Origin of the sequence: Amycolatopsis nalaikhensis, assembly GCF_030264295.1 — a bacterium.
Classification (GTDB): domain Bacteria; phylum Actinomycetota; class Actinomycetes; order Mycobacteriales; family Pseudonocardiaceae; genus Amycolatopsis; species Amycolatopsis nalaikhensis.
The window spans coordinates 9,165,196-9,177,758 of record NZ_CP127173.1 but is presented as its reverse complement, the minus strand read 5'-3'; the positions used below and the strand labels follow the sequence as shown (position 1 = coordinate 9,177,758).

Here is a 12,563-nt window from a genome sequence, read left to right as displayed (position 1 = left end):
TCATGCTCCTCTTCGCTGCTGGACGTCGACGGCTTCGGAGTGGCGGCCGAGGCGGTCCAGGGCCTGGGCGCAGACGCGGACGGCCTCCCGCAGGTCGGCCTGCAGCCCGGCGTCGCCCGGGTGCCGGTCCACCAGGTTCCGGTAGACGCGGACCGCGCGGCGCGCCGGTTCCTCGGCCCGCGCGGCCCGTCGCCAGTCGTGCCTGCCGCACAGGCTCAGCGCCCGGGCCAGGCGGCGCAGGACGCGCCCCTTGGTCAACGACGTCGCGTTCGCGGCGACGGCCAGGCACAGCTCCTCGGCTTCGACGGCCGTGCGCCAAGCCTCGTCCGGCGCTCCGGCCATCGTCCGCGCTTCGGCCAGCCGAAGGAGCGCGAAGCACAGGGACAGCTCCTGGCCTTCGCGGTCGGTGTCGAGCAGGCCGCGCCGGACCCGCACTTCGTGCTCCGCGACGCGCGCGGCTTCGGCGAACAGGCTCGTCATCGTCAGGGCCCGGCTCAGTGCCGCGCAGGTGGTGGCCAGGTGCACGGTCTCGCTCGCGTCCTCGGCCGCCAAGGCGGTGCGCAGCTCGTACGCTTCGCGGAGCGGGGCCACCGCGCGGGGCACCGTCGGGAACGCCGACGCGTAGCTGGTCCCGAGGTCGTACAGGCACCACGCCAGTGAGCTGCGGGCCTCCGGGGTATCACGGGCCAGCCTGCGGTAGCGGGGCAGGACCTGGCGCAGCCGGGTGCGCGCCGCGACCGGCCGGTCGTGCCGCTGGTACAGGTCGGACTGGTCGTGGAGGGCGCTGACGTACCGCCACGCGTACAGGCTCGGGGCGTAGTCGCTGAGCCGCCGCAAGGTGGCGATGGCCCGGTTCTGGGCGTCGAGGGCGTCCTTCTTGCGGCCGAGGGCTTCCGCGGCGGCGGCGAGGTCGCGGTAGATCTCCGCCTGGGTGTTCAGGTCGCGGGTGTTGAGCGGCGACGCCACCTCGTCGTACAACGCGAGCGCTTCGCGGTAGCGCGTCATCGCCGCCTCGTCGTCGCCGACGCGGTAGTCGATGTGGCCCAGCACCCACAGCGACTGCGCCAGGCGCAGTCTCGGGTCGCCGCGCGGATCGTAGGTCACCGCGCGCCGCAGCCGGATGGCTTCGGTGACCGACTCCCGTGCCGCCGCGTGGTCGCCCTCGTCGCGTTGTTCGCACGCGAGGTTGTGCAGCAGGAGCGCCAAGACGGGGCGGTGGACTTCGGGCAGTTCGTCGGCGAGCGGCCGCAGCACGGCGATCGCCTCGAGTTCCGCCGCCTTCCGCTCCTCGTACGGGCGGTCCGCCGCGGAGTGGCTGACCGACATGCCCAGCAGCGCGTTCGCCAGGTCGGCGGCCCCGGCGTCGGGGTTCTCGTGCGCCAGCCGGCGAGCGGTCTCGACCACTTCTTCGCTCTGGCTGAACGACTCCGGGTGCTTCTGCAGGCGCCAGAGGCTGTTGCTGCGTTCCTCCAGCGCCCGGACGAGCAGCAGCGGGTCCAGCTCGGGGTGCTGCTCGGCGAGGACGCGGGCGCGCCGGACGGCTTCGTCGGCGTGCTGCTCGGACCGGGCGACCTGGTCGAAGTCGATCGTCGTCGGGTCGAGCTGCCAGACCACCACCGACAGGTTGACCAGGGCCCGCACCAGGCCGCGTTCGCGCTTCTCGGCGCCGGGCCCCTCGTCGGCCGCCAGCGTGCGAAAGAGCCGAAGCGCCTCGGCACCGGCTCGGTGCGCTTCGGCCGGGTTTCCCGTCACCCGCAACGCTTCCGAGGCGACCAGCAGGGATTCCGCGAGCGCACCGTCGTCCGCCAGGCGCTCGCGGATGGCCACCGCTTCGCTCGCCGCCTCGTGGGCGTGGTCCCAGTCGCCGACGCCGAGGTAGCGCTCGGCCAGGCTGTGCAGGGCCCAGGCGCGGTCGCGCAGCACGTCCGGGTCGTCGCTCGTGGCCGGGTACTTCCCGCTCAGCTCGCGGGCGACGTCGAGCGCGTAGTCACGCAGGACGTGGGTTTGCTCCGGCAGCGCGGCCAGGTGTGTGCGCAGCGTGGCGGCAGTGAGGGGCCGCTCGGCCGACGCCGACCGCAAAGCGGCGCGCAGCCGCTCGACGACGGTTTGCGCGGCTCGCGTGCGTCGCTCGTTGGCGTGGGCCACCGCGGCTCGGGCCAGCACCGTGAGGGTCTGGCCGCGGAGGTGGTCGGGCGCGTCGGCGAACAACCGCTCGAGCAGCTTCGGGTCGGCGATGACCGCTTCGCTCGCCTGGTACTCCGCCAGCCGGTCGGGCTCGAGCTGGCCCCAGTAGCGTCCTTCCGGCGGCGGGTGAGGCTCGCGCAGGAGCTCGGCGATCTCCGCGGTCGTCGACCCGGGTTCGGCGGGCAGCGCCCGGCGGATGACGTCCCCGGCCTCGACCTCGTCCAGGGCCGGGCACAGCACGGCCGCCGCCACCGCGGGCTCGAGCAGCCGGGCCGCCCGCTTCCCGAGGTCGCGTGCGGCCGCGTTGTCCAGCCAGTACCGGCGTTCGTGCGCGAGCAGCTCCCCTTCCAGCGGCTGGTCACCCTCGGGATCCCGGCCGTGGCGCAGCAACGCGACCAGCGCCGCCATCTGCGTGGTCAGCGCCGTCTCGGCGCCGGCCGCGCCGACGCGGGCCGGGACGGTTTCGGCGAGCGCCCGCCAGTCGACGTCCGTCCGGCCGGTGACCTCGCCGAGGCGCGGCGCGAGACCCCGGGCCGCCGCCCGGAACGCGCTCTCGCGGTCGGTCGCCCCCGGGCTCAGGGCGGGCAGCTTCAGCTCGTCGAGGCCGCGGCCGGTCGCCGCGAACTGCCACGAGCCGAGCCCGCGGGCGAGCAGCAGCAGCCGCACCGGGTGCGGTGCGTCCTCGGCCCGCTCGGCCAGCTCCCGGACCAGCTCGGGCCGGGTCTCGGCGTAGTCGACGACGAACAGGACCGGGTGCTGGATCGCCCGCAACGCCCGGACGTCACCGACTTCGCGGCCGTGGACCTGCCCGGCCACCCAGCCGCGCTCGCGCAGCCGCGCCATCAGCTCGCGCGCGAGCCGGGTCTTGCCCTGCCCGCCCGGTCCGGTGAGCACGCGGACCGCCGGGCCGGGAGTGTCCGCCGAGCACCACCGTTCCAGCGCGGACAGCGTGTCCTCGCGGCCGTGGAAGGGCACGACTTCGGCGTCGGCGCGCAGCAGCATCGTGGGGGAGGTCAGCGCGCGCTTGGGTGGCGCGGGCTCGAGCAGCCCGGCCAGCTCGGCCGGTTCGGGCCCCGGGTCGACGCCGCTCGCCGCGCGCACCACCGCGCGGAAGTCGGCCAGGGCCAGCAGGGATTCGACGGTGGTGCACAGCAGGCGCGTGCCGTGCTCCGGCCTGCGGTCGCTGCGCACCACGCCGAGCAGCAGCTTGTCGCCGTCGGGGAACACCGCGGCGCCCGACATCCCGGACCACGGCGTGCGCGATTCGGTGCCGAGCCCCGAGGTGTCGAAGTCCATGGTGCCGTGGGCGTCGAGGATCTCGAAGGTCGCGCCGCCGTGCGGCCGGACCCGGCCGCCGAGCACCTCCGGGTGCCGCAGTCCGTCCCGCCGTTGCTGCCGCGGGAACCCCATGGCCGCGACGGCGAGTTCGGTGCCCGCGGTCACGAACCGGCCCCACCGCTGCGGATGGACCCGCAGCGACGCGGGCGGGACCCAGGTCTCGTCGTCGGCCGGGACTTCGAGGAGGGCGGCGTCGACGGTGTCGTCGAGCCGCCACCAGCGCACCACCGCGGCCGACCGGCCGGGCTGGTCCCCGAGGGACACGGTGAGCTGCGGCCGGCTCGTCCGGTGGCGGCACGAGGTGCGCGGCCGTCAGGACGAGCCGTGGCGCGACGAGGTACCCGCTGCCGAAGCCGAACCGCGAGCCGCCGCGGACCCGGACGACCTGCCCCCGCTGCATCCGACCGCGGGACTATTCGGTGTCGCCGACGGAGACGTCCCCGCCGCCCACGCGCTCCGGCGTCAGCTTCAGCGTGACGCGCTGGTGGGACCGGGTCGACCGCTCGCCGCGCGCGTCCGCTTCCACGACGCCGAACCGCAGCGCGCCGCCGCCGTTCTTCTTGCGCACCAGCTCGATCTCGAACTCCGCGGTGATTTCCCCCAGCTTGAACCGCAGTGGCGAATCCTGGCCGCGGCTCTGCGCCTCCGACAGCTGCTCGCGCAGCATCTCGATGGCGTCGGCCAGGTCCAGCCAGTCCTCGTCGTTCCCCCGCTGCGTCATGCCCCGCCCTTCGTTTCGCGCGATGAGCCCGCATCCTATCCCGGCGGCCGGGTCCGGGGGCGCAGTGCGGAAGGTTCGCCCCGTTCGAGGGCGGTGACGTGCTCGGCGAGGGCGAAGACGTCGCCGAGGGTGGCGCCCGCGTCGAGCCGCCCGACGAGCGCCGTCTCGGTCTCCTTGATCGCGAGCGCGGCGTCGAGGAGGCTCTCGATCCGGTCCGGGGCCACGACGACGACGCCTTCGCCGTCGGCCAGGACGAGGTCGCCGGGGTTCACCGTGACGCCACCGCAGGTCACCGGCACGCCCAGCTCGCCGGGCTTGACCGCGGTGCCGGACATCGGCGTGACGAACCGGCTGTAGACGGGCAGCGCGCAGTTCGCGACGTAGCCCAGGTCCCGGTACCCGGCGTCGACGACGAGCCCGCCGAGCGATCGGGCCAGCGCGCCCCTGGCGAACAGCTCACCGCCCAAGGCGATCTCGCGCGCGCCGCCGTCGACGACGACCACGTCGCCGGGCGCCGCGGCTTCGACCGCCTGGAGCACGCCGAGGAAGTCGTCGCGGCACCGCACGGTGAACGCGGGGCCGAAGATCCGCGTCCGGGCGGAGCGGGGCCGGATCGCGTCGGCCAGCACCCGGGTGGTCTTGTCGGCGTCGCAGAGGGCGGTGGTGTCCACCGCGCGGAAACGCTGAGCGAGGTCTTCGGTCACCGGCATTTCCGCAGGCTAGCCGATCTGCTCGCGGATCCACGCGGCGACGACGTCGACCCTGGCGATGGTTTCGGGACCCGGCTGCGGGCACGGCGGCCCGGTGTTCACGATCGCCACCAGCCGCCCGGTGCGGTCGTCGTCCGAGACGAAGAACGGGCCGCCCGAATCCTCCGGGCACGGCCCGTTCTCCACCGTGCGGGTGCCGACCGGGAGGGCCTCCAACGTCGCCCGGTCGACGCGGGAAACCGTGAACCGCCCGCGTTTGAGGTGGTCGGACGGCCCGAGCACGGTCGCCGAGTGCGAACCCCAGCCCGCGAACTGCAGCTCTTCGCCCACCGACGGCCGCGTGTCGGCCAGCGCCACCGGGACGACGTCGTCGACCGGGGCGCTGAGCTCGGCCACGGCGAGGTCGTTGACCGGCGACTGCCGGACGTCCACGACCTCGGCGGTGTGGCCGCCGGGATCGCTGTCCTTCAGCTTCCCGACAGTCACCGTCATCGTGTAGCGCGGCCGCCCGCCGACCCGGTTGTCGGCCAGGTCGTGGAAGCAGTGCCCGGCGGTGACGACCCACCGCGGCGCGACCAGGGAGCCGCTGCACGCTCCACTGCGGACACCGCCGCCCGCGACCGGAATGTCGTCCGACGTCAGTTTCGCGTTGAACGGCAGGATCGGGTCCGGGGGAGCGGGTTCGCGGGCGGCGGGGTCGGGCAGGCTGTGCCCGGTGGGGGGAGCGGCCAGTGCGGGCACCGTGGCCGCCGCGCCGAGTGCGGTGTGGGCGAACGCGACGCCGGCTCCCGCCAGCACCGCGACCGCCGTCGCCCCCGGCCGGAAGAGCCGCCGTCGTTCCGAAGTTCGCCTCACACTTCTACTACACGAGCGGGAGCCCGGATTGGTTGAGTTGACCGCGTTTCCGCCGGTCAGGCGGGTGCGTCGTGCGCCGCGTCGCGGCCGGGGTCGCAGAAGCGGGCCGCGACGAGCCCGCCCGCGGCGATCAGCGCGCCGAGCACGAGGAACGCCGTGTTGTACCCGGACACCCGGTCGCCGGCGGCGTCGACCAGCGCGCCGGTCGCCCACGGCGCGATGATCCCGGACGTGCTCTGCAGCGCGATGAACAGGCTCAGCACGCTCGTCCGCTGCGACGGCGCCGCCGCGGTCCCGATCGCGGCGTAGACGATCGGCTGCGCCACGAGCGTCAGGCAGTACCCGGCGACGAGCAGGGCGTACGCGACATACCGGGAGCCACCGGCCAAAGGGAGCAGGGTGAGCAGGACACCGCCGAGGGCGAGGGCGAGCGTGGGCACCAGGCCGTGCGCGACCCGCGCCGACGCGCCCGCCGCGAGCAGCCGGTCGGTGACCCAGCCCGCGCCGAGCATCACGACCATCCCGATGATGCTCGGCAGGCCGAACAGGAACCCGGACGTGATGGGCGAAAACCCGAGTCCGGCCTCCAAATAGGACGGAAGCCAGCTGAGCACCACCGAGATCAGCGCGTACATCGGGTAGGTGGCGAGCAGGAGCACGAGAAAGGTCCGGCTGCGCACGACGGTGAGGAAGGTGCGCCGCCGCGCGGCCCGGCTCGCGGCGTCCGGCGTCGCCACCGGGGCCGGGGCGAACGGCCCGGTGCGGCCGCCGAAGAACCAGACCACGCACCAGACGAGGCCCGCGATCGCGAGCGCGAGGAAGGCCGAGCGCCAGCCCTCGCGCACGATCAGCACGGTGAGCAACGGCGCGGCGACGAGCTTGGCGACGGACGCGCCGGAGGTGAGCAGCGCGGTCGGCAGGCCACGTCGATGCGGCGGGAACCAGCTGTAGGCGGTGGAGTTCGCGACGGCGGTCGCCGGGCCTTCGGCCATGCCGAGCCCGACGCGGGTGCCGAGCAGGACACCGCCGCTGGCGAACAGGAACACGGGCAGCTGGGTGGCGGCCCAGAGCAGGGACATGAGGAACAGCAACCACTTCAGCGGAACGTGCCGCGTCGCGAGGAAGCCGACGCCGACCGCGCTGACGCTGTAGAGGAAGTAGAACGAGCTGCTGATCAAGCCGAACTCCGACGCGGAGAGGTGCAGTTCGCGGATCAGCGGCTGGGCGGCCAGCGCGAGGGAGATGCGGTCGGCGAAGTTGAGCACCATGAACACGGCCAGCAGGAGCAGGACGGCCCAGGCACGCAGCGGCCGGTACCGCGGTGAGCCGGGCGTGTCCGGTGTGTCCGATGTGGACAGTGCGAGGTCGGGGAGCTTCGAAGCCGTCACGGGAACTTCCCTTCGCTGCGCTCGGCGACGTCGCCGGGGCGGGGTGGCAGCGACAGTAAAGGGGAAGTTCCGTTACAGTCAATATCTGAAACGTAAGCCAGGGTCACACGAGCTGTGCCCGCAGTTCGGCGGCCGTTTTCCGCAGCACGGGAAGGACGTGCTCGTGCATCTCCGCTTCGGACATCCGCTCCACGCCAGCACCCACGTTCAGCGCGGCGATCGCGGTCCCGTCCCAGCGGTGCAGCGGCACGGCGATCGAGTGGAACCCGGTCTCGACTTCATGGGCGACATAGGCGTGGCCCGCCTCGGCCGCCTCGGCGATCTTTGCCTCCAGCGCGGCCAAGTCGTCCTCACTAAGCCCGGCGTGCGTGACGAGGTGCCGGTGACGGCGCTCCTCGTCAAGCCCGCCGAGCAGGACGAGGCCGAGCGCCGAGCGGGTGGCGGGGACCTGGAACCCGATGCCCTGGCCGATGGGCAGGCTGTGCCGCGGCAGTGCCCGCGCGATCATCACGGCGGCCGCGCCGTCGAGGACCGCCGCCGTGCACGATGCCTGGAACCGTTCGGCCAGCTCGTCGCAGACCGGCTGCAGCACCTGGCTCACCGGGTTGGTCGTCAGGTAGGCCGAGGCGAGCGTCAAGACCTTGGGGCCGAGGCGGTACGCCTTGTCGTCGGGCACGACGTACCCGAGGTGGGCCAGCGTCAGGAGCGCCCGGCGCACCGTCGCGCGGGGCAGTTCGAGCTTGCGGGCCAGCTGAGCCTGTGTCAGCCGTTCTTCGGTGTGCCGGAACGCCGTCAGCACGAGCAGGCCACGTTCGAGCGCCTCGGAGTAGTCGGCCCGGTTGGTGCCTTCCACCTCGCGGGCGGCCCTGCGTGCTTCGTCCCGTTCGTTCAGCTTCGCCACGCTTGCTCCGTTCGATTAACGCACACTCTGTCGCAGAACCTAACACGGGTCTTGCGGAAGCCGAACTCCGCTGCCTACATTGCTCACATAAGAACGAAGTGTTCGGTAATCGAACGAGGAGCACAGTCATGCGCGCGGAGGACAACCGGAAGCTGACCGAGACCGGGCCGGGCACGCCCGGCGGCGCCTGGATGCGCCTGTACTGGCAGCCGGTCGCGCTGTCGGAAGAACTCGACACCGGCCGCCCGGTGGTGCCGGTGCGGATCCTCGGGGAGGACCTCGTCCTGTTCCGCGACGACGACGGCGGGCTCGGCCTGATCGACCGCCGCTGCGCCCACCGCGGGGCCGACCTCTCCCTCGGCCGGCTGGAGGACGGCGGCCTGCGCTGCTACTTCCACGGCTGGCTGTTCGGCCGCGGCGGGTCCTGTTTGGACACCCCGGCCGAGCCCGAGGACAGCAAGCTCAAGGCCAAGGTGCGGATCCGCGCGTACCCGGTCCGCGAGTGCAACGGCATCGTCTGGGCCTACCTCGGCGACGGCGAGCCGCCGAACCTGCCGTCGCTCGACTGCTTCGTCGCGCCCGAGGAGTACACCTTCGCCTTCAAGGGCTACCTCGACTGCAACTGGCTGCAGGCCCTCGAAGTCGGCATCGACCCGGCGCACGCGTCGTACCTGCACCGCTTCGAAGAGGACGAGGACACCGGCGACAGCTACGGCAAGCAGTTCCGCGGCGCCTCGCTCGGCACCGACCTGCCGATGACCAAGATCCTCCGCGAGTACGGCCGCCCGGAGATCCTCAACGCCCGCACCGAATACGGCCAGCGGATCGTCGCGTTGCGCACGCTCGACAAGGACGGCCTCGACGGCTCGTCCACGCACGTGCGGATCACCCACCAGGTCTTCCCGCACGGCATCACGATCCCGCTCAGCGCGACCATGGCGATCACCCAGTGGCACGTGCCGATCGACGACGTCTCCTGCTACTGGTACGCGATGTTCACCAGCCTCGACGAGCCGGTGGACCAGGCGACCATGCGGGCCCAGCGGCTCGAGGGCATCACGCTGCCGGACTACAAACCGGTCCGCAACCGCGCCAACAACTACCGGTTCGACCCGGAAGAGCAGCGCACCCAGACCTACACCGGGCTCGGGCGCGACATCAACGTCCACGACCAGATGGCCGTCGAAGGCCAGGGCTACATCTACGACCGCAGCCGCGAGCACCTCAGCCGGTCCGACCGGGCGATCGTCACCTACCGGCGGATGGCGCTGCAGGCCATCGACACCGTCGCCGAGGGCGGCAGCCCGGACACGTTGCTCAAGGACAGCGCCGACGTCGAAAGCCGCGGCCCGATCCCGCTCGACGGCATCGGCCCGACGGGGGAGTGGGAGCGGTACTGGGCGGCCTCGATCGCCGACCTGCGCAAGGCCAGCCCGTGGGCCTCCGGGCTGCAGGCGGCGCTCGCCACCGGACCGGCCGGCGTGCCGGGCTCGGTCGTCGAGCCCGACCGGTCCTCCTCGCCCGACGCCTACCGGCGGGACTGACCATGGGGTTCATCGAGAAGTTCGGCGTGTGGACCGCGGAGCAGCAGGACGCGGCCCGCGCGGTCCTCGCCCGCGTCGAAGCCGAAGACCTGCGGACGATCCGGGTGTCCTTCGTGGACCAGCACGGGCTGTTGCACGGCAAGACGATCCCGGCGAGCGGGCTGCCCGCGGTGTTCCGCGCCGGGCTGGGCTGCGTGTCGACGCTGCTGTCCAAGGACACCTCCGGCACCACCGTGTTCTCCGCCTTCAACGCCGACGGCGGCCTCGGCGTCGCCGAGATGGCCGGGGCCGCGGACGTCGTGCTGGTGCCCGACCCGACGACGTTCCACCTCGTCCCGTGGGCGCCCGGCACCGCCCGGCTGCTGTGCGACCTGCGGTTCCAGAACGGCGAAGCGGTGCCGTTCTGCAGCCGCGGCGTGTTCCGCACGGCGCTGGAACGGGCCGGGGCCGCCGGGTACGGCTACGTGACCGGGCTGGAGATCGAGTTCCACCTCTACCGGCGCGCCGGGCACGTCCCGAACGACGACGGCATCGGCGTCTGCGCGCACCCGACGCCGGTGGAGCCGATCACCCGCGGGAACCAGCTGCTCAGCGAGAACCTCGGCGACGAGGTCGAGCCGGTCACCCGGCGGATCCGCGAGGTCCTCGACCGGATGGGGATCGAGCTGCGCAGCATCGAGGTCGAGTTCGGCGCCGACCAGCTCGAGGTGACGCTCGACCCGGCCGCCGGACTCGGACCGGCCGACGCGATGGTGCTCCTGCGCAGCACGGTCAAGCAGCTGGCGCGGCGGACCGGCTACCACGCCACGTTCATGTGCCGCCCGCAGATCGCCGACAGCAAGTCGAGCGGCTGGCACCTGCACCAGAGCCTCGTCGAGGGCACGCGCAACGCGTTCGTCCCGGCGGACGGTGAAGGCCCGGTTTCCTCGGTAGGACGGCACTTCATCGCCGGGCAGCTCGCGCACGCGCGGGCGGCGTGCGTGTTCGCCAACCCGACGATCAACGGCTACAAGCGGTTCCAGCCGTACTCGATGGCCCCCGACCGGGTGGCCTGGGCCCGCGACAACCGCGGCGCGATGATTCGGCTCGTCGGCTCGGCCGAGGACGGCAGCACCCACATCGAGAACCGGATCGGCGAGTCCGCGGCCAACCCGTACCTGTACATGGCCTCCCAGCTGCACTCCGGGCTGGCGGGCATCGAGGCGGCGCTGCCGCTGCCGCCGTCGGCGGACGACCCGTACACCACCGAAGCCGGGCGGCTGCCGGCGAACCTGCGTGAAGCCGTCGACGCCCTCGAAGCCGACACCGGCCTGGCCAAGGCGATGGGCGCGCAGTTCGTCGCGTACTACGCCGGCTTGAAGCGGGCCGAGATCGCCCGGTTCGAGCGCACGGTCACCGATTGGGAGCAGCGTGAGTACTTCGACCTCTACTGAGCACGCCCTGCGCGTGACGCGCTTGACCTGGGAGGCCGACGGCGTCGTCGGCCTCCGCCTGTCCGCTGTGGACGGACGCCAGCTGCCGCCGTGGGAGCCGGGCGCGCACGTCGACGTCCGGCTGCCGTCCGGGTTGAGCCGCCAGTACTCGCTGTGCGGCGACCCGGCCGACCGCACGGGGTACGACATCGCGGTCCGGCTCGAAGCCGACGGCCGCGGCGGCTCGGCGGAAGTCCACGGCACGGCGCTGATCGGCCGCGAAGTCGTCGTGACCGAGGTGCGCAACCACTTCCCGCTGACCGACGCCGCCGAGTACCTGCTGATCGCCGGGGGCATCGGCGTGACGCCGCTGCTGCCGATGGCGCGGGCGCTCGCGGCACGCGGGGTCCCGTGGTCGGCCGTCTACTGTGGACGCGGCGCGGCGACGATGGCCTTCCGCGCCGAGCTGGTGGCCGCGGGCGGCGAGCGCGTCCGGTGCGTGGACACCGCGGCCGAGCCGCGGCCCGACCTCAAAGGACTGGTCGGCGCACTGGGTCCGGACGCGGTGGTGTACTGCTGCGGCCCGAACAGCCTGCTCGACGACGTCACGGAGATCTGCGAGGCCGCTGGCGTCCGGTGCGAGACCGAGCACTTCGGCGCGGCCACCGCGGTGCCCGACGCGGGCGGCGAAGAGGTCGAGCTGGAGCTGCGCCGCACCGGCGTGACGGTCGTGGCGGGCCCGGAAACGACGTTGCTGGAAGCGATCCGCGACGCCGGGGTCGACGTCGAGTCCGACTGCGAAGAAGGCTACTGCGGCACGTGCGAGACCCGTGTGCTCGAAGGCGTGCCCGACCACCGAGATGTCGTGCTGTCCAAGGCCGAACGGGCCACCGGGCGGACGTTCTTCCCCTGCGTCAGCCGCGCCTGCGGGCGCAAGCTGGTGCTCGACCTCTAGGAGGATGCGCGTGACCGAAGTGACCGTGGTGCCACCGGGGGCGGGGGAGAGCGTCACGCTCCCGGGGTTCGGCGCGGTGTTCAAGCTCGCCGGGGCGGACGTCTCGATCGTCGAGCACCCGTTCGCGGTCGGCGCGATCACGGCGCCGCACAGCCACACCCGCGAGGACGAGCATACGATCGTGCTGGAAGGCGAGATCGGCTTCCGGTCGGACGGCCAGGAGGTCGTCCTCGGGCCCGGCGGGTACATCACGAAGCCGCGCGGGCAGATGCACGCGATGTGGAACGCGGGCGACCGGCCGGGCCGGATCATCGAGGTGATCGCCCCGGGCGGGTTCGAGCGCTATTTCCGCGAGCTGGGCGAGCTGCTGGTCACCCACCCGGGCGGCGGAGACCTGCACAAGCTGCCGGAGTTCGCGGCACTGGCCCGGAAGTACGTTCTGACGTACGGAAAACCGGACTGGCTCGACGACGTCGTCCACCGCTACGGCCTGAACCGCCCCACCCACTGACGGGTCCCAAACGCCCCAATGTGGCCTTGGTTGCGTCTGACGCA

The 12,563-nt window shown here is 72.9% G+C and carries 10 protein-coding genes; 4 read left to right on the top strand and 6 right to left on the bottom strand.

The window, feature by feature from the left end; genetic code table 11:
- The 6 genes from QP939_RS44510 to QP939_RS44485 form a co-directional block, all read right to left on the bottom strand.
- Nucleotides 1-3,786, bottom strand: coding sequence for an AAA family ATPase (locus QP939_RS44510; RefSeq protein WP_285452861.1), 3,786 nt, complete (start codon nucleotides 3,784-3,786; stop codon nucleotides 1-3).
- 148 nt (nucleotides 3,787-3,934) lie between these two features.
- Nucleotides 3,935-4,243, bottom strand: coding sequence for a trypco2 family protein (locus QP939_RS44505; protein WP_285452860.1), 309 nt, complete (start codon nucleotides 4,241-4,243; stop codon nucleotides 3,935-3,937).
- A 35-nt stretch (nucleotides 4,244-4,278) separates the two neighbouring features.
- On the bottom strand, nucleotides 4,279-4,953 hold the full coding sequence (locus QP939_RS44500; RefSeq protein WP_285452859.1) for an RraA family protein: 675 nt from the start codon (nucleotides 4,951-4,953) through the stop codon (nucleotides 4,279-4,281).
- A 9-nt stretch (nucleotides 4,954-4,962) separates the two neighbouring features.
- The gene (locus tag QP939_RS44495) at nucleotides 4,963-5,808 is read right to left on the bottom strand and encodes a S1 family peptidase (RefSeq protein ID WP_285452858.1); all 846 of its coding nucleotides are present in this window, start codon (nucleotides 5,806-5,808) and stop codon (nucleotides 4,963-4,965) included.
- Between the two features lie 56 nt (nucleotides 5,809-5,864).
- Entirely contained in the window at nucleotides 5,865-7,196 is a 1,332-nt protein-coding gene (locus tag QP939_RS44490) for an MFS transporter (protein WP_285452857.1), read from the bottom strand.
- Nucleotides 7,197-7,299: 103 nt separating this feature from the next.
- Nucleotides 7,300-8,097 carry an IclR family transcriptional regulator domain-containing protein gene (locus QP939_RS44485; RefSeq protein WP_285452856.1) on the bottom strand — a complete coding sequence of 266 codons (798 nt, stop codon included), beginning with the start codon at nucleotides 8,095-8,097 and terminating at the stop codon, nucleotides 7,300-7,302.
- A 128-nt stretch (nucleotides 8,098-8,225) separates the two neighbouring features.
- On the opposite strand from QP939_RS44485, the gene QP939_RS44480 reads away from it, so the two are divergent.
- Genes QP939_RS44480 through QP939_RS44465 form a run of 4 tightly spaced genes read left to right on the top strand, consistent with a single transcriptional unit; the run spans nucleotide 8,226 to nucleotide 12,519 of the window.
- Nucleotides 8,226-9,641 carry an aromatic ring-hydroxylating dioxygenase subunit alpha gene (locus QP939_RS44480; RefSeq protein ID WP_285452855.1) on the top strand — a complete coding sequence of 472 codons (1,416 nt, stop codon included), beginning with the start codon at nucleotides 8,226-8,228 and terminating at the stop codon, nucleotides 9,639-9,641.
- Between the two features lie 2 nt (nucleotides 9,642-9,643).
- Nucleotides 9,644-11,074 (top strand): glutamine synthetase family protein, encoded by a 1,431-nt coding sequence (locus tag QP939_RS44475; protein WP_285452854.1) that lies wholly within the window; start codon nucleotides 9,644-9,646, stop codon nucleotides 11,072-11,074.
- Entirely contained in the window at nucleotides 11,052-12,008 is a 957-nt protein-coding gene (locus QP939_RS44470) for a PDR/VanB family oxidoreductase (RefSeq protein WP_285452853.1), read from the top strand. Before QP939_RS44475 ends, QP939_RS44470 begins: the two co-directional genes overlap by 23 nt.
- Before the next feature lie 10 nt (nucleotides 12,009-12,018).
- A complete protein-coding gene (locus tag QP939_RS44465; RefSeq protein ID WP_285452852.1) occupies nucleotides 12,019-12,519 on the top strand; it encodes a cupin domain-containing protein in 501 nt (166 codons plus the stop codon).
- Nucleotides 12,520-12,563: the final 44 nt, after the last annotated feature.

Coding starts and splice junctions, on each gene's coding strand:
- QP939_RS44505 (WP_285452860.1), bottom strand. CDS start 4,243: ATGACGCAGCGGGGGAACGACGAGGACTGGCTGGACCTGGCCGACGCC.
- QP939_RS44500 (WP_285452859.1), bottom strand. CDS start 4,953: ATGCCGGTGACCGAAGACCTCGCTCAGCGTTTCCGCGCGGTGGACACC.
- QP939_RS44480 (WP_285452855.1), top strand. CDS start 8,226: ATGCGCGCGGAGGACAACCGGAAGCTGACCGAGACCGGGCCGGGCACG.
- QP939_RS44475 (WP_285452854.1), top strand. CDS start 9,644: ATGGGGTTCATCGAGAAGTTCGGCGTGTGGACCGCGGAGCAGCAGGAC.